Below are 16,190 nucleotides of genomic sequence, written 5' to 3'. Positions count from 1 at the left end.
GAGAATAGAATATAGAGAATAGATCAAAATATGGAAAAGTCTTTGTTCTTTGTTCTTTTTTCTTTTCTCTAAAATAAAACCCAAAAAACAAAACCTACATTATAATTTATGAGAGCATTGGTTATTTCTGGCGGCGGTAGTAAAGGCGCATTTGCCGGCGGTGTTGCACAGTATTTAATAGAAGAAAAGAAACACGAATACGATTTATTTTTAGGAACCTCGACAGGAAGCTTACTAATTCCGCATCTGGCTCTCGGACACATTAAAAAAATTCATTCCGTTTACACGAATGTAACGATGGCAAGTATTTTTAATATTTGTCCGTTTGTAGTCAAAAATAAAGATGGAGTAGATATTGTAACGATCAATCACTTTAATGTAATTCGTCAGTTTTTTAAAGGAAAAAGAACTTTTGGAGAAAGCAAAGGATTAAAAAAATACATAAGAAATAATTTTTCATTATCTGATTTTAATAAATTGAAAAAGCTGAATAATGATGTTGTTATTACAGTGACCAATTTTACCAAGAATGAATCAGAATATAAATCGGTAAAAGATTGTACATATGAAGAATTCTGCGACTGGTCTTGGATCTCTAGCAATTATGTTCCGTTTATGAGTTTGGTTGAAAAAGATAATTTTGAATACGGTGACGGCGGATTTTCAAGCTTAGTTCCGATTCGCGAAGCAATCAATCGCGGTGCCACAGAAATTGATGTTATAATATTGGAAACAGAAGTGAATATGGATAAAATGGTAATAGGTAAAAATCCGTTTTCACTTATGATTGATTTGTTCCGAATTGCTTTAGATCAGGTGGAAAAACACGATATTGCTATAGGAAAACTTATGGCAAATAATAAAAATGTTAAACTTAACTTATATTACACTCCAACAAAACTAACCGACAATGCATTAATTTTCAATAAAGATGTAATGAAAGAATGGTGGGAGCAAGGATATGAATACGCTCAAAATAAATCTGAAGTGATGAGCGATAACAGAAACATGTAAATGAAAATATCTTTCGATTTGGATGATACTTTAATTGCCAAAAATAAATTTACATTAGAAAAGATAAATTTATTTCATAAGCTTTTTGGAATTGAAAGAATAAGAAAAGGAACAATAGATTTGTTTCGGATATTAAAAAAACAAAAGCATAAAATTTATATTTATACTACTTCATATAGAAGTAAATGGAGAATAAAGTGGATATTTTATTCTTACGGTATTTCTGTTGACTGCATTATAAATCAACAGAAACACCTAAGGAAAATTAAAAAGTTAGATTTTCAATGTTCCAAATTTCCGCCAATGTTTGATATCGATATTCATATCGACGATTCGCAAGGAGTAAAAATGGAAGGAGAAAAATATGGATTTAAAACCATTATAATTTCTGAAAAAGATGAAGATTGGACTCAAACAATCTTAAAATCAATCTAAAATATCAATTCCTAATAACTCTTACCAAAGATCAGCAACCTCATTTTTAATATACCCCAAAGCGGCATTACTTGGTGATTGTTTCTCTAATAAATCATGTAAAATAACTTCACGTAATTTATCAGCACTGTCTACGCGGTCGCTCATAGCAGCTTTGCGAATCATTTGTATGGTTGAATTTTTGGCTGTTGTAATAATAGTCCAGCATTCGTCAGACATATAAATCTGCTGTGTCAGATTATGTTCAAATTCTTGTTCGATCTGATCGATTACATAATTTTCATAATCATGTTTTTCATTTGAAATTGGAGCAATTCTAATCAGTAATTTGGTTAAATTAATACGCTCCAAAAATAAAGTCATACGCTCATATGCCTGCAAACGGATTGGTAATGACTCTTTGTGAGCTTCTCTGTTTAATAAAAAATTGCGCTTTTTATCATTGTTTTTTATGTGAAGTTCAAAAAAACTGTAAGCTACAAATCCGGTAACAATGGCTGGCAAAGTATAACTTGCTAATTCGATAATTCTATTAAAATCCATTTTAGTAATTTTTGAACAAAAATATACTTTTTGAGGAGAAATCCACTTTAAATTTTAAGTAATAAACAAAACGGAAAACTTACTTTTGCAACTTGTTTTAAGTTATTGAAATTTACTTCTAAATGGATTCATCTATATTATTTTTTCTATGTCTCGCTGCTTTTGCTGCAGGTTTTATTGACGCAATTGTTGGCGGAGGAGGTTTAATCCAGACTCCAATGGGATTAATTCTTCTGCCAAATCTTCCCGTTTCTACAGTGATCGGAACTCTAAAGATGCCAGCATTTACTGGTACTGCTTTTGCAGCATTTCAGTATCTTAAAAAAGTAGTCATTCAGTGGAAATTGCTTTTAATTATGATGTGTCTCGCAGTTCCGTCAGCATTTTTAGGATCCACAATATTAACATTGGTAAGCAACGATTTTATGAAACCGCTTTTGCTGGTCGTTTTATCTCTGTTATTTGTTTATACTTATGCCAAGAAAAATTTCGGACAGCATGCAGCAAAAGACCATTCTGCTGCAACACAAATTACTTACGCCGTTATAATTAGTATAATTGTTGGCTTTTATGATGGATTTATTGGTCCCGGAACCGGAAGTTTTTTTGTAGTGGCCTTTATTGCGCTTCTGGGTTTTGATTTTTTGCACGCTTCTGCGAATGCTAAAATGGTAAATCTGGCGACAAATTTTGGCTCGATTTGTTTGTTTATGATCAAAGGAAAAATCATTTGGGCGATTGCAATTCCTATGGCAGTCAGCAACGGACTTGGCGGCTGGCTTGGAGCAAAACTCGCTATTAATAAAGGAAATGGTTTTATTAGAATTTTCTTTTTGATAGTTGTAGTAGGAACATTGATTCGATTTGCCTATGATGTGTTTTTTAAATAGAAGGTGCTAAGGCTCTGAGAGGCTAAGGTTTATTTAACTTATATTTCTGCTAAATATCATTTTATTAGATTATTTTTGTTAAATAATAATACTCAAAATATCATTTTATGATAGAAATAGTCGAAAATTACGAGAATTACATTAATACTCTGCCTGAATTGATAAGCAAATCCTACTATAAAGCAGATTTCTTTATACAGAAATTAGGCTTAAAGCATGCAACGTATTACAGAAAATTAAAATCTAATAGTTTTACTCATCAAGAAGTAAAGCTGATTACAACCTTACTGTTTCCAGAAGAAATTTTAATGCAGGAATTGCAAAAAAGTGAGGAAGATATTAAAGCAGGCAGAACTATTAATTTTGAAGATTTTAAACAAAAATTAAAAATTAAGTATAACATCTAACTCCGTTGGATTTCTTTTATTATCCCAGAATAAAGCAATGTATATAGTTTGTTTTTCGATTGTATAAAATAAATAGACTTGATTTGATATTAAAAACTTACGAAAGCAAGTTTTTTTATATTTAGAACCAATATGATTGTTTTGCGCAATCATTTGAATAACTGAAAGAGTTTGGCTTGAGAACTTAGCTGATTTAGAGTCGTTATAATTGCTGATAATTTGATAGAAAGTTTTCTCTGCAATTTCTGTTATTTCTACATTCATTTATAAATTTAATAGGTGTTACAAATATATAGTTTTTTAAGTTTTTTCTTTCAAAATATTTAAAAGAAGCCCATTGTTTGAAACTAGCCCCGATTGAGGCGGTATCCTCGAAATGAAATGGAGAGATAAAGCCGAAGCGGGAAACCGTGTTTAATAAAATGCCAATTGTTTGGCTACTAAAGAAAAAAAATTCAGCGTCTCAGAACCTCAGAATCTTAGTAGCTAATTAGAGTATTAATTCTTATTTTTGCATAAAAGGAGAAAATTAAATGCATAAATATATAGACCAGCTCAACGAAGCGCAGAGAGAACCCGTTTTGCAGAAAGATGGGCCAATGATTATTATTGCTGGTGCAGGTTCGGGAAAAACGCGTGTGTTAACGATCAGGATTGCCTATTTGATGCATCAGGGTGTTGATGCTTTCAACATTTTATCGCTTACGTTTACCAATAAAGCGGCGCGTGAAATGAAACACAGGATTTCTGATATTGTGGGCCCAACAGAAGCAAAAAATCTTTGGATGGGAACTTTTCACTCTATTTTTGCTCGTATACTTCGTTCTGAATCAGAGCATTTAGGATATCCGTCTAATTTTACCATTTATGATTCGCAAGATTCACAGCGCCTTATTTCTTCTATTATTAAAGAAATGCAGCTGGATCGCGATATATATAAACCTAAACAGGTTTTAGGAAGGATTTCGAGTTATAAAAACAGTTTGATTACGGTAAAAGCTTACTTTAATAATCCGGAATTGGTGGAAGCTGATGCAATGGCAAAAAAACCAAGATTAGGAGATATTTATCAGCAGTATGTTGAGAGATGTTTTAAAGCGGGTGCAATGGATTTTGATGATTTATTATTGAAAACCAATGAATTACTTACTCGTTTTCCTGAGGTTTTATCGAAGTATCAAAACCGTTTTCGTTATATTTTGGTTGATGAGTACCAAGATACGAATCACTCTCAGTATTTGATTGTAAGGGCATTATCAGATAAATTTCAGAATATTTGTGTGGTTGGAGATGATGCGCAGAGTATTTATGCGTTTCGTGGAGCAAACATTAATAATATTTTGAATTTCCAGAAAGATTATGAAGGTGTAAAAACATTCAGGCTGGAACAAAATTACCGTTCAACACGAAATATTGTTGAAGCAGCAAATACTATTATTGACCATAATAAAACCAAACTGGATAAAATTGTATGGACGGCAAATGATTTTGGTCCGAAGATAAAGATTCACAGAAGTTTGACCGATGCCGAAGAAGGGCGTTTTGTAGCCAGCACAATTTTTGAGCAGAAAATGCAAAATCAGCTTCATAATGGTTCCTTTGCTATTTTGTATCGTACCAATGCACAATCTCGTGCCATGGAGGATGCTTTAAGAAAAAGAGATATTCCGTATAGAATTTACGGAGGTTTGTCATTTTATCAGCGTAAAGAAATTAAGGATGTTTTGTGTTATCTGCGTTTGGTAATTAATCCAAAAGACGAGGAAGCCTTGATTCGTGTGATCAATTATCCGGCACGTGGAATTGGTGATACTACTGTAGAAAAACTAACAATTGCAGCCAATCACTACAAACGCTCGATTTGGGAAGTAATGGTTAATATTGATAAAATAGATTTAAAACTAAATTCTGGTACGAAAAACAAATTGAAAGATTTTGTGACTATGATTCAGAGTTTTCAGGTAATAGATCAGAATCAGGATGCTTTTTATATTACAGATCACGTTGCTAAGAAAACTGGTTTAGTTCAGGAATTGAAAAAAGATGCTACTCCAGAAGGAATGGCGAAAATTCAGAATATAGAAGAGCTCTTAAATGGTATTAAAGATTTTACCGAAGGTCAGAAAGAAATTGACGGCGCAAGAGGTGCATTATCTGAATTTATGGAGGATGTAGCGCTTGCAACTGATTTGGATAAAGATACAAACGATGAAGATCGTGTGGCTTTAATGACAATACACTTGGCTAAAGGACTTGAGTTTCCTCATGTTTTTGTGGTTGGAATGGAAGAGGATTTGTTTCCGAGTGCAATGAGTATGAGTACACGAAGCGAACTGGAAGAAGAACGTCGTTTGTTTTATGTGGCTTTAACTCGTGCAGAACATCAGGCTTATTTGACTTATGCACAATCGCGTTACCGCTGGGGAAAATTAACGGATAGTGAACCTTCTCGTTTTATTGAAGAGATTGATCCTCAATATTTAGAACATTTAACTCCTGCAGAGAGTAATTACAGATATAAGTCTCCAATAGATGGTGATATTTTTGGTGATGTTGATAAATCCAAACTCAGATTATCAAAACCGGTAGGAGGAACACCTCCTAAATACATTACAGATAATGAACCTAAACCAGATTTGGGTATTCGAAAGCTGAAACCTGTTTCTGGAAATGCGCCAAGCAGCGGTAATTCGAATTTATTTGACAGCAAATTAACGGTTGGAAATATTGTAATGCATGAGCGTTTTGGAAAAGGCGAAGTGGTTAATTTAGAAGGTGTTGGAGCTGATAAAAAAGCTGAAATCAAATTTGAAGTAGGCGGAATTAAGAAATTGCTTCTAAGATTTGCTAAATTAGATGTCGTAGGTTAAGAAAAAATATTTCAAGTTTTAAGTTTCGGGTTTCAGGTTGCTTAGGTTTGAAAATAAATTTATCTTAAAGTCTTCAAAGTTTTGTGGTTAAACGATATTAACCTCAAACTTGAAACCTGAAACAAATTAAAACAAAAAAGAAAAATGGCTGAGTTCATAAAAATATATCCTGATAAACCTAGTGAAGCTGCTATAGCAAAAGTGGTAAAAGTACTTCAAAACGGAGGTTTAGTAATTTATCCAACTGATACCGTTTATGGTTTAGGATGTGATATTACAAATTCAAGAGCATTAGAAAAAATTGCAAAAATTAAAGGTGTAAAACTAGAAAAAGCAAATTTTTCATTTATATGTCATGATTTAAGTAATCTTTCAGATTATGTTCGGCAGATCGATACGGCTACTTTCAAAATTTTAAAAAGAGCTTTGCCTGGGCCTTATACTTTTATTTTGCCTGGAAATAATAATCTTCCAAAAGAATTTAAAAAGAAAACTACCGTTGGTATTCGTGTTCCCGATAACAATATTATTTTGGAGATTGTGAGACAATTAGGGAATCCGGTAGTATCAACTTCTATACGTGATGAAGATGATGTAATAGAATATACGACAGATCCAGAACTAATTTTTGAAAAATGGCAGAATCTTGTAGATTTGGTTATAGATGGTGGATATGGTGATAATGTGGGGTCTACTATTATAGATTTATCAGAGCATGAGGCCGTTGTAGTAAGAGAAGGTAAAGGAAATATCGATATTTTGTAAAAAAAAACTTTAATTGTATAATTTTATAAAATAAATAACTAACTTTATTGTAGTTAAAATTTAGTTAGTTAATTAAAATAATGCTATCCTTAATTTAGATTTATTGCTTATAAAAAAAATTAAGGATACATAAAAAAGCAGGTCAATTGACCTGCTTTTTCTGTTTTTATAAATAAACAAGAGATTATTTCGCTTGTTTCTTCATTTCTTTTTCAATCATATCATAAAATTGATCGATTTTTGGCATAACCACGATACGAGTTCTTCTGTTACGTGCTTTGTTTTCTGGAGAATCATTTGCTACTAAAGGAACATATGAACTTCTACCAGCAGCAATCAATTTAGCAGGATTAACACCTAGCTCACCTGATAATACACGTACGATAGAGGTAGAACGCTTAACACTTAAGTCCCAGTTGTCTAGCAAAACACCATTACTTTTGTATGGTACGTCATCTGTATGACCTTCAACCATACATTCGAAATCTGGTTTATCGTTTACAACTTTTGCAACTTTAGCTAAAACAGATTTTGCTTTATCACTTACGTCATAACTACCACTTTTAAATAATAGTTTATCTGCAATAGAAATAAATACAACACCTTTTTCTACATTGATTTCGATATCCGGATCATTAATCCCAACAGCACCTTTTAAGCTTGTTACTAAAGCAAGTGTAACACTGTCTTTTTTGGTTAAAGCATCTTGAAGTCTAGATATTTTTAAATCTTTCTCTTTTAAGCTTTCTAATGATTTTTCAAGGTTTTCAGCCCCTTTTGTAGTCAATACAGTTAAATCTTTAGATGTGCTTATTAAGTCTTGATTATGTTGTTTGTAGCTTTCTGCTGTAGCTGCCAATCCAGCTTTTTCTTCAAGGCAAGAATTAAGTTTTACAGTACAAGAATTTAATAAATCTTGAATTTCCTTGTTTTTAGCTTCCAAAGCTGCATATTCCTTTTTTGAAACACACGACGTTAAAGCCATTAATACTGATAGTGCGACAACTATTTTTCTCATAGGTATTATATTTAATTAAACGTTGATTACAAATTTAGTTTTTAATATTTTGAATAGTGTTAAAGATTTCTTTAAAAATCGTCAATTTCCTTATGTAGTATAAGTAAACGACACTTTTTACGGTATAGTATTGCTGAATTTGGAAATCTTTTCTTTGTCTTAGATATTTTAAAGATATACAATAAAATGAAAAATGTGCTTTTAAAATAGCAAAAGTATGTTTGAACTTTCCTTGTGTAAGAAAACGAATACCGGCCACTCCATCTAAAACCATTCTAAAGAAAATTACAAAAAACAAGCCTTTTTTTGGCAGGTTTTTTACAAGCATCAATAGTGAATTTCTAAAATTTAAAAAAGTTTTTTTAGGGTTTCCTTGTTGTAAAGTAGCGCCTCCAACATGATATACTACTGATGCAGAGTTGTATTTTATAATGTGGCCTTCATTTGCAGCACGCCAGCATAAATCGATCTCTTCCTGATGCGCAAAGAAACTTTCGTCAAAACCTTCTAATTCGTCATAAACGTCTTTTCTTATAAAAAAACAAGCTCCGGAAGCCCAGAATAATTCGCAGTTATCATCATATTGACCGTTATCTTTTTCTATAGTTTCAAAGACGCGGCCTCTGCAAAATGGGAATCCGTATTTATCAATAAAACCTCCAGCCGCACCCGCGTATTCAAAATATTCCTTATTCTTAAAATCAAGAATTTTCGGCTGAATAATAGCGGTTTGCTTTTCAGAATCAAAAGTATGAAGAATAGGCTGAAGCCAATTTTCTGTTACTTCAATATCAGAATTAACCAATGCGTAAATTTCTGCATCAATGTGTTTTAAGGCGTCGTTATAGCCTTTTGCGAATCCGTAATTGCCAGTGTTTTTTACAATTTCAACTGAAGGGAAATTCTGTCTGACAAAATTCACAGAATCATCAGTTGAAGCATTATCCGCAACGTATATTTTTGCTTCTTTAGAAAATTGAATAATAGAAGGCAGAAACTGTTCTAAAAGTTTTACTCCATTCCAATTTAAAATTACGACAGCTATTTTATCCAAAGTCTCTATTAATTTTTAATTATTCTTTATAGTCTGGCAGATTTCTCAAAAACTCATATCTTTCATTTTCAAAATCCATTTGACAGTAAAAATGGCTCAGACCGTTTGTGACATTCAAAAACCGTGCCTTCATTGTCATATTATAACGTGCAATCTGATCAAAAGTTGCCTGCGATATTTTTACTTCCGGAGCTTTACATTCGACCAAAATATGTATAGAACCATCAGAATTAAAAACTACTACATCATAACGTTTTCGTAATCCATTGACTGTTAAAACCTTCTCTACGTTTATAAGTGATTTTGGATATTTTTTTTCATTCATTAAGTAATGAACTACATGTTGTCGTACCCATTCTTCTGGAGTAAGAATGATAAATTTTTTCCTGATTTCATCAAAAATAGACACTTTATTTTCGCTATTTTTGAATCGAAAAGTATAAGTAGGGAAATTTAGCTTTAACATAAGGCAAAAATATAAAATAGTTTCAGGTTTCAGGTTTAAAGTTTCAAGTTATTGAAGCCAGAAACTTGAAACCTGAAACTTGAAACAGATATTGAATGGATGAAGTTGTAAAAATTGTAAACGATATTAAAGCTGGAAATATAAAGCCGATTTATTTTTTAATGGGAGAAGAACCTTATTATATAGATAAATTATCAGAGTATATTGAGCAAAACGTTCTTGCAGAAGAAGAGAAAGGTTTTAATCAAACAGTATTATACGGAAGAGATGTTTCTGTTGAAGATATTGTTTCAACGGCCAAGCGCTATCCGATGATGGCTGATCGTCAGGTTGTTATTGTAAAAGAAGCACAGGATTTGTCAAGAACAATTGATAAAATTGAATCTTATGTTAATAATCCGATGGAAACCACCGTGCTTGTTTTTTGTTACAAATATAAAACGCTTGACAAACGCAAAAAAGTAACTAAGTTATTGGCTCAAAATGGTGTCGTTTACGAAAGTAAAAAATTGTACGAAAATCAAGTTGGAGATTGGATAAAACGTGTGTTGGCGGGGAAAAAATACACAATTGACCCAAAAGCAAATGCCATGCTGGTAGAGTTTTTAGGTACCGATTTGAGTAAAATAAATAATGAACTTGAAAAACTTCAGATTATTTTACCAGCGGGAACAATGATTACTCCGCAGCATATAGAAGAAAATATAGGTTTTAGCAAAGATTACAATGTCTTCGAATTGAGAAAAGCAATTGGTGAACGTAATCAGTTAAAAGCGTATAAGATAGCCGAAAATTTCGCACATAATCCTAAAGAATATCCTCTCGTGATGACTACAGGTTTAGTTTTCGGATTTTTTATTCAGCTTTTAAAATACCACGGATTAAAAGATAAAAATCCTAAAAATGTGGCTTCGGCTATTGGTGTAAATCCTTATTTTTTAAAGGAATATGATTTAGCAGTAAAAAATTACCCAATGCGAAAAGTAAGTCAGATTGTGGGAGCACTGCGTGAGATTGATGTAAAAAGCAAAGGTGTTGGCGCCAACGCACTTTCTCAATCAGATTTATTAAAAGAAATGCTGTATAAAATATTTAATTAAGCCATAGAAATTCACGATATTTGCATTTCCGAAAAAATTAAACGACGTTAAAAATATACAATTATGGGAATGAATAAAAATACCGTTTTAGGATGGGCTACTTTTATAATGGTGCTTATGGGATTGTTGCTTATAGGTCTGGGTGCATTTAGATACAGAGATGTTTCAGGCTGGGGATTTGTTGCTGTAGGTGTTGGTTTTTTTGCTAATGCGTGGGTTTTTAATGCATTAAAGGGAAGAGTTTAACAAAATCAATAAAATTCTTAAAGATATTTTGAAATTCAATTTTAATTGAGTTTTGATAACCCTAAAGCTTCATTTTTGCCTAATAAAAGATGAAATATAAATTTGAAAAATATAATTATTTCGACGAAAGAGATCATATTAATAAATCAACTGCAATAATATTAATTGAAAATGAAGAAAATTACGGTGAGCATTTTTCTACAGAAATTAAAAATCTAAAAATTGATTATTTAAATGAAATTGTAGTTTTTTTGGAACAAGTTCTATCGGGAGAATTACAGTATTACGATTTTGGATATGAAGTTTATTCTATCGAATGTAAAAAAGAAATTTCATTAGTAATTGATACTTATAATGATTGTAAATGTATTTCAGAGATTAAAACAAAAGAAATCTATGAATTTATGAGAGATTGGAGAAATTATATTATTGAAGATACTCATACATAATTAAATTGTTGTTTTCAATAAAGAAGTTACGGTAAGTAATCAATCTGGTCTAATTTGTATATATATATATCGATTATGAAATAAATCTAAATAATCTGTTCATAGATAAATGATTTCCTCATTTAGTAAATTTTCATCAGTCCAACGTTGTAAAAGTCTAAAATCTATCAAAATAAATTAATTAATAAAAATAAAAAAATTATATGTCAGACGATAAGAAAGTAATTTTCTCAATGCAAAAATTGAGTAAAACCTATCAGGGAGCAGACAAACCTGTACTTAAAAATATCTATTTGAGTTTCTTTTACGGAGCAAAAATTGGAATTTTAGGACTTAACGGTTCAGGAAAATCTTCTCTATTAAAGATTATTGCAGGAGTTGATAAAAATTATCAGGGAGATGTTGTTTTTCAACCAGGATATACTGTTGGATATTTAGAGCAAGAGCCAATTCTTGATGATTCTAAAACCGTTATCGAAATTGTTCGTGAAGGAGCAGCAGAAACTATGGCTGTTTTAGAAGAATACAACCAGATTAATGATTTATTCGGTCTTGAAGAGAACTATTCAGATCCAGATAAAATGGATAAATTGATGGATCGTCAAGCCGCTTTGCAAGATAAAATTGATGCTCTTGGTGCTTGGGAAATCGATACCAAATTAGAAATTGCAATGGATGCGCTTCGTACACCAGAAGGTGATACACCTATCAAAAACCTTTCTGGAGGTGAGCGTCGTCGTGTAGCTTTATGTCGTTTGTTATTACAACAGCCAGATGTATTGCTTCTAGATGAGCCTACCAACCACCTTGATGCTGAGTCAGTTCTATGGTTAGAGCAGCATTTAGCACAATATGCAGGAACTGTAATTGCGGTAACGCACGACCGTTATTTCCTTGATAATGTTGCGGGTTGGATTCTTGAGTTGGATAGAGGAGAAGGTATTCCTTGGAAAGGAAATTATTCATCTTGGTTAGACCAAAAATCTAGTCGTATGGCGCAGGAAGAAAAAGTAGCTTCTAAAAGAAGAAAAACTTTAGAACGTGAGTTGGAGTGGGTTCGTCAAGGTGCAAAAGGTCGTCAGACAAAACAAAAAGCACGTTTACAGAATTACGATAAATTATTAAACGAAGATCAAAAACAGCTGGATGAAAATCTGGAAATCTATATCCCAAACGGTCCGCGTTTAGGAACAAATGTTATTGAAGCAAAGAATGTTGCAAAAGCTTTTGGGGAAAAATTATTGTATGATAATTTGAACTTTACTTTACCACAAGCTGGAATTGTTGGAATTATCGGACCAAATGGTGCTGGTAAATCGACTATTTTCAAAATGATTATGGGCGAACAAGCAACTGACAGCGGCGAATTTTCTGTTGGAGAAACTGTAAAAATCGCTTATGTAGATCAGTCGCATTCTAATATTGACCCGAACAAATCTATTTGGGAAAATTTTGCAGACGGTCAGGAATTGGTTATGATGGGAGGAAAGCAAGTGAACTCTAGAGCTTATTTGTCACGTTTTAACTTTGGCGGCGGCGAGCAGAATAAAAAAGTATCAATGCTTTCTGGTGGTGAGCGTAACCGTTTGCACTTAGCAATGACATTAAAAGAAGAAGGAAACGTACTTTTGCTGGATGAGCCTACGAATGACCTTGACGTAAATACACTTCGTGCACTTGAAGAAGGTTTGGAGAATTTTGCTGGTTGTGCTGTAATTATTTCGCACGACAGATGGTTTTTAGATAGAATCTGTACACATATTCTAGCATTTGAAGGAGATTCTGAAGTTTATTTCTTCGAAGGAAGTTTCTCTGATTATGAAGAAAACAAAAAGAAACGTCTTGGTGGTGATTTAACTCCAAAACGTTTGAAATACAGAAAGTTAATTAGATAATATTTTCTATTAAATTTAAATAAAAAATCCCAAATTCCAATTAATCGTGAATTTGGGATTTTATTATTTACAAAAATTTAGTTTTCAATTCTGGAGTTGGAACCATACAGCTTTCTTTTTTACCGTACCAATTGTATCTGTTTTTTGCAATATAATCATAGATTTTGTCGCTAAGAAATATTGGAACAATTCTGAAAATCTGAACCAGATTCCAAAACCCGCCAAAATTTTTAGCTATTTCAATAACTGCCGAAGATTTGTAAAAATATGCCGTTCCTGGATTGTATAAAATAATACTATCCATTTTGGAAAAACTGATTCCAAGATATTTACATATTGAAATCCCTAATTCTGATTGCAATGCTACAAATCTAAAAACATCTTTTTTGTCGTGCTTAATGATGAACTGAACTGCGCTGTCACATAAATTACAAACTCCATCAAAGAGGATTATTTTTTTGTTTTTTTCTAAAGTTATTTCGGGAAACGAAGCAATCTCATTTTGTGTTTTCATTTATTAGTTCTTTATTTAGTGTGATTGTTTCGTTCCTCGAAAAGACAAAACTAAAGAGTAAAGCTAAAAAATAAGATTTTTATTATAATTGGTTTTTATTATGGAAATTCAATTTTGTATTATTTTTATATATCAAAAACGACTTTCATAAATTGTTTTTAAGCTATTTTTTTAAAACATCTATCTTCTTAATTGTATTTTTTAAAATATCTTATTAAATCTCTTTATTTTGGTTTTAGACCAATTTTTGTGATTTTTACCTTTGAAAATGTAATTTAAATTGAAAACTTATTTTTTTACAGCTTCGACCAATTCCAACTCGTCCAAACTTACTTTAGAAGTAAAAACACCGTAATTTACTGTGGCTTTATTTTTTTCGATCGAATCGATACTTCCTACAGATCTTCCTTCAAGCATTCGTACTCGGTCGCCAACTTTTAAAATTGGTTTTGGTTTTTCGATAACGGGTTTAAGTTTCTTTTCTTTTTTCTCTTTTCGTATTTCTTCTACTTGAACAGAAACTTCAGCAATAACTTCTTTTTTCTTTTCGATTATGGCCTTGCTTTCTTTGGGAGTTGCTTTTTTGCGTTTTGAGTTTTCAATTTCAACAATTTTTAAAAATTCACCAATTAGTTCTTTTTTGTTTTTGTTGTTGAAATATTTCTCTGAAATATCTTCAATTTTTTGTCCAATGTAAATTGTCTTCTGATTGCTGTCATACAATTCCTGATAGCTTTCGAGTTTTTGCTTGATTTTTACATTGATGTTTTCCATCTTTTTGCTTTCCTCTCTTGCTCTCGTTTCTTCTTCTTTTAGATTTATAGAGGTTTTTTCGAGTTTCGAACGTTCTTTTTGAAGTGTTGCAATTGTTTTATCAAAACGTACTTTTCCAACTTCGATTTTCTTTTTGGCACGATTTATTAATCCAAACGGAATTCCGTTTTTCAATGCTACTTCAAAAGTAAATGAACTTCCTGCTTGACCAAGAGCCAATTTGTACATTGGTTCGAGAGACTTTTCATCAAACATCATATTGGCGTTTGTTGCAAAAGGCAGTTCGTTTGCAAGAATTTTTAAGTTTGAATAATGCGTTGTAATAATACCAAAAGCTTCACGATGGTAAAATTCTTCTAAGAAAATTTCAGCCAAAGCTCCTCCCAGTTCAGGATCAGAACCTGTACCAAATTCATCAATTAAAAACATGGTTTTCTTGTTGCATTTCTTCAAGAAATAATTCATGTTTTTTAATCGGTAACTATAAGTACTTAAATGATTTTCAATAGATTGATTGTCTCCAATATCGGTCAGAATTCTATCAAACAAGAAAGTTTCGCTTCTTTCGTGCACCGGAATCAGCATTCCTGATTGCAGCATTAATTGTAATAACCCCACTGTTTTTAGCGAAATTGTTTTTCCGCCTGCGTTGGGTCCGGAAATTACAATAATTCGGTTATCTTGTTTTAATTCAATTGTTTGCGGATGTGTAATTTCGTTTTTTTGTTTGTTGTTCAAATACAAAATAGGATGGTACGCTTCTCTAAAAAATAACCTTCGTTCTTCAGTAATTGTTGGTAAGATTCCGTTAATTCTATTAGCATATTTTGCTTTTCCCGCAACAACATCAATATCACTTAAAAAATCCTGGTACTCAATTAACAAAGGTAAAAATGGTCGAATCTGATTTGATAATTGTTTCAGAATTCTCGTAATTTCTTCTTTTTCTTCGTATTCAAGATTAGCTAATTCTCTGGAATATTGTAAAGTAGCCTCTGGTTCGATGTATGCAATACTTCCTGTTTTGGAACTGCCTAAAATAGAGCCTTTTACCTTTCTGCGGTACATCGCTAAAACGGCTAAAACTCTACGGTTTTGTACAAAACTTTCTTTGATATCATCTAAATAACCAAGACTGTTATTGTGTGTAAGTGCGACTCCAAAGCTTTGATTTACTTTTCCGCGAACTATATTCATGTTTTGGCGAATGCTCAAAAGAGCAGGAGAGGCGTTGTCTTTTATTTCTCCATATTTGTCTACAATGGCATCTATAAGAGTAACAATATCTTTAGTATATTCTACTCGTGAAGCTCTTGCATTTAAGTTTGGATAATAGTCATCAAATTTTTTAAGGAAATTTAAAAGAAAATTTGAAGTAGACGAAAGTGTGGCAATTTTTCTAAAACTGCCAACTTCAAGAAAGCTGTCTTCTATGGCTAAGAATTTGATTTCGTTTGTAATAGCATCAAAACCGTGATTCGGGATTGCGTTATTATTCTGAAATGACGAAACATACTCTGACGTTTGCATCAAGGCCTGCATCAAAGTTTCTTTATCTCTAAAAGGAGTTATATTTAAGGCTTTTTCTTTTCCAATGTCTGTATTACATCCTGCCGAAATGGTTTCAAGAACTGTTGGAAATTGTAAATCCTGTAATGTTTTTTCTGTAATGCTAATCATTTAATTTTTATAACAATATAATGTATACACAAAAGTACAAAAACTAAATCATTGCACTCTACAAAGTTTA

Annotated in this window: 17 protein-coding genes; 10 read left to right on the top strand and 7 right to left on the bottom strand. The window is 32.1% G+C overall.

Translation table 11 applies throughout. The features are described from left to right. Positions 1-108: 108 nt before the first annotated feature. Entirely contained in the window at positions 109-1,014 is a 906-nt protein-coding gene (locus tag B0A68_RS24155) for a patatin-like phospholipase family protein (RefSeq protein WP_035680882.1), read from the top strand. Continuing rightward, positions 1,015-1,449 carry a hypothetical protein gene (locus B0A68_RS24150; protein ID WP_035680884.1) on the top strand — a complete coding sequence of 145 codons (435 nt, stop codon included), beginning with the start codon at positions 1,015-1,017 and terminating at the stop codon, positions 1,447-1,449. 21 nt (positions 1,450-1,470) lie between these two features. Here B0A68_RS24150 and B0A68_RS24145 read toward each other — a convergent pair whose 3' ends face one another. Then, positions 1,471-1,992: a DUF7935 family protein gene (locus B0A68_RS24145; protein WP_035680887.1), complete on the bottom strand. Its 522-nt coding sequence runs from the start codon at positions 1,990-1,992 to the stop codon at positions 1,471-1,473. A gap of 122 nt (positions 1,993-2,114) precedes the next feature. On the opposite strand from B0A68_RS24145, the gene B0A68_RS24140 reads away from it, so the two are divergent. Beyond that, positions 2,115-2,882, top strand: a complete 768-nt coding sequence (locus B0A68_RS24140; protein WP_035680890.1) for a sulfite exporter TauE/SafE family protein — start codon at positions 2,115-2,117, stop codon at positions 2,880-2,882. Between the two features lie 107 nt (positions 2,883-2,989). After that, a complete protein-coding gene (locus B0A68_RS24135) occupies positions 2,990-3,289 on the top strand; it encodes a hypothetical protein (RefSeq protein WP_035680892.1) in 300 nt (99 codons plus the stop codon). Here the strand turns inward: B0A68_RS24135 and B0A68_RS24130 are convergent. Continuing rightward, a complete protein-coding gene (locus tag B0A68_RS24130) occupies positions 3,266-3,553 on the bottom strand; it encodes a type II toxin-antitoxin system RelE/ParE family toxin (RefSeq protein WP_035680895.1) in 288 nt (95 codons plus the stop codon). The genes B0A68_RS24135 and B0A68_RS24130 overlap by 24 nt on opposite strands. 269 nt (positions 3,554-3,822) lie before the next feature. Here B0A68_RS24130 and B0A68_RS24125 point away from each other — a divergent pair, with 269 nt between their 5' ends. After that, on the top strand, positions 3,823-6,159 hold the full coding sequence (locus B0A68_RS24125) for an ATP-dependent helicase (RefSeq protein WP_035680898.1): 2,337 nt from the start codon (positions 3,823-3,825) through the stop codon (positions 6,157-6,159). Between the two features lie 144 nt (positions 6,160-6,303). Next, a complete protein-coding gene (locus tag B0A68_RS24120; protein WP_035680901.1) occupies positions 6,304-6,924 on the top strand; it encodes an L-threonylcarbamoyladenylate synthase in 621 nt (206 codons plus the stop codon). Positions 6,925-7,108: 184 nt separating this feature from the next. Here the strand turns inward: B0A68_RS24120 and B0A68_RS24115 are convergent, their stop codons facing one another. The 3 genes from B0A68_RS24115 to B0A68_RS24105 are packed head-to-tail and all read right to left on the bottom strand — an operon-like array spanning position 7,109 to position 9,462. After that, positions 7,109-7,942: an OmpA/MotB family protein gene (locus B0A68_RS24115; RefSeq protein WP_035680904.1), complete on the bottom strand. Its 834-nt coding sequence runs from the start codon at positions 7,940-7,942 to the stop codon at positions 7,109-7,111. Positions 7,943-7,976: 34 nt separating this feature from the next. Next, positions 7,977-8,996 carry a glycosyltransferase family 2 protein gene (locus tag B0A68_RS24110; protein ID WP_035680907.1) on the bottom strand — a complete coding sequence of 340 codons (1,020 nt, stop codon included), beginning with the start codon at positions 8,994-8,996 and terminating at the stop codon, positions 7,977-7,979. Positions 8,997-9,015: 19 nt separating this feature from the next. Next, positions 9,016-9,462 carry a type I restriction enzyme HsdR N-terminal domain-containing protein gene (locus tag B0A68_RS24105; RefSeq protein ID WP_035680910.1) on the bottom strand — a complete coding sequence of 149 codons (447 nt, stop codon included), beginning with the start codon at positions 9,460-9,462 and terminating at the stop codon, positions 9,016-9,018. Between the two features lie 95 nt (positions 9,463-9,557). On the opposite strand from B0A68_RS24105, the gene holA reads away from it, so the two are divergent. The 4 genes from holA (at position 9,558) to ettA (ending at position 13,152) form a co-directional block, all read left to right on the top strand. After that, positions 9,558-10,562, top strand: a complete 1,005-nt coding sequence (gene holA / locus B0A68_RS24100; RefSeq protein ID WP_035680912.1) for a DNA polymerase III subunit delta — start codon at positions 9,558-9,560, stop codon at positions 10,560-10,562. Positions 10,563-10,625: 63 nt separating this feature from the next. Further along, complete coding sequence (locus B0A68_RS24095; RefSeq protein WP_035680915.1) at positions 10,626-10,808, top strand: CAL67264 family membrane protein; 183 nt, start codon at positions 10,626-10,628, stop codon at positions 10,806-10,808. Between the two features lie 89 nt (positions 10,809-10,897). Continuing rightward, positions 10,898-11,257, top strand: coding sequence for a hypothetical protein (locus B0A68_RS24090; RefSeq protein WP_035680917.1), 360 nt, complete (start codon positions 10,898-10,900; stop codon positions 11,255-11,257). A 203-nt stretch (positions 11,258-11,460) separates the two neighbouring features. Beyond that, positions 11,461-13,152, top strand: a complete 1,692-nt coding sequence (ettA, locus tag B0A68_RS24085; RefSeq protein ID WP_035680920.1) for an energy-dependent translational throttle protein EttA — start codon at positions 11,461-11,463, stop codon at positions 13,150-13,152. Between the two features lie 67 nt (positions 13,153-13,219). On the opposite strand, the gene B0A68_RS24080 is transcribed toward ettA, so the two are convergent. Both B0A68_RS24080 and B0A68_RS24075 read right to left on the bottom strand, forming a co-directional pair. Next, on the bottom strand, positions 13,220-13,666 hold the full coding sequence (locus tag B0A68_RS24080; protein ID WP_051892435.1) for a thiol-disulfide oxidoreductase DCC family protein: 447 nt from the start codon (positions 13,664-13,666) through the stop codon (positions 13,220-13,222). 288 nt (positions 13,667-13,954) lie between these two features. Further along, on the bottom strand, positions 13,955-16,120 hold the full coding sequence (locus B0A68_RS24075) for an endonuclease MutS2 (protein ID WP_035680923.1): 2,166 nt from the start codon (positions 16,118-16,120) through the stop codon (positions 13,955-13,957). Positions 16,121-16,190: the final 70 nt, after the last annotated feature.

It is taken from the genome of Flavobacterium reichenbachii, assembly GCF_002217435.1.
Lineage (GTDB): Bacteria > Bacteroidota > Bacteroidia > Flavobacteriales > Flavobacteriaceae > Flavobacterium > Flavobacterium reichenbachii.
The sequence above is the reverse complement of the archived record's forward strand: the minus strand, read 5'-3'. Positions and strand labels throughout refer to the sequence as shown.

Excerpts from the sequence above, each read along its gene's own strand:
- B0A68_RS24155 (WP_035680882.1), top strand. The coding sequence starts at position 109 with ATGAGAGCATTGGTTATTTCTGGCGGCGGTAGTAAAGGCGCATTTGCC.
- B0A68_RS24150 (WP_035680884.1), top strand. The coding sequence starts at position 1,015 with ATGAAAATATCTTTCGATTTGGATGATACTTTAATTGCCAAAAATAAA.
- B0A68_RS24145 (WP_035680887.1), bottom strand. The coding sequence starts at position 1,992 with ATGGATTTTAATAGAATTATCGAATTAGCAAGTTATACTTTGCCAGCC.
- B0A68_RS24140 (WP_035680890.1), top strand. The coding sequence starts at position 2,115 with ATGGATTCATCTATATTATTTTTTCTATGTCTCGCTGCTTTTGCTGCA.
- B0A68_RS24135 (WP_035680892.1), top strand. The coding sequence starts at position 2,990 with ATGATAGAAATAGTCGAAAATTACGAGAATTACATTAATACTCTGCCT.
- B0A68_RS24130 (WP_035680895.1), bottom strand. The coding sequence starts at position 3,553 with ATGAATGTAGAAATAACAGAAATTGCAGAGAAAACTTTCTATCAAATT.
- B0A68_RS24125 (WP_035680898.1), top strand. The coding sequence starts at position 3,823 with ATGCATAAATATATAGACCAGCTCAACGAAGCGCAGAGAGAACCCGTT.
- B0A68_RS24120 (WP_035680901.1), top strand. The coding sequence starts at position 6,304 with ATGGCTGAGTTCATAAAAATATATCCTGATAAACCTAGTGAAGCTGCT.
- B0A68_RS24115 (WP_035680904.1), bottom strand. The coding sequence starts at position 7,942 with ATGAGAAAAATAGTTGTCGCACTATCAGTATTAATGGCTTTAACGTCG.
- B0A68_RS24105 (WP_035680910.1), bottom strand. The coding sequence starts at position 9,462 with ATGTTAAAGCTAAATTTCCCTACTTATACTTTTCGATTCAAAAATAGC.
- holA (WP_035680912.1), top strand. The coding sequence starts at position 9,558 with ATGGATGAAGTTGTAAAAATTGTAAACGATATTAAAGCTGGAAATATA.
- B0A68_RS24095 (WP_035680915.1), top strand. The coding sequence starts at position 10,626 with ATGGGAATGAATAAAAATACCGTTTTAGGATGGGCTACTTTTATAATG.
- B0A68_RS24090 (WP_035680917.1), top strand. The coding sequence starts at position 10,898 with ATGAAATATAAATTTGAAAAATATAATTATTTCGACGAAAGAGATCAT.
- ettA (WP_035680920.1), top strand. The coding sequence starts at position 11,461 with ATGTCAGACGATAAGAAAGTAATTTTCTCAATGCAAAAATTGAGTAAA.
- B0A68_RS24080 (WP_051892435.1), bottom strand. The coding sequence starts at position 13,666 with ATGAAAACACAAAATGAGATTGCTTCGTTTCCCGAAATAACTTTAGAA.
- B0A68_RS24075 (WP_035680923.1), bottom strand. The coding sequence starts at position 16,120 with ATGATTAGCATTACAGAAAAAACATTACAGGATTTACAATTTCCAACA.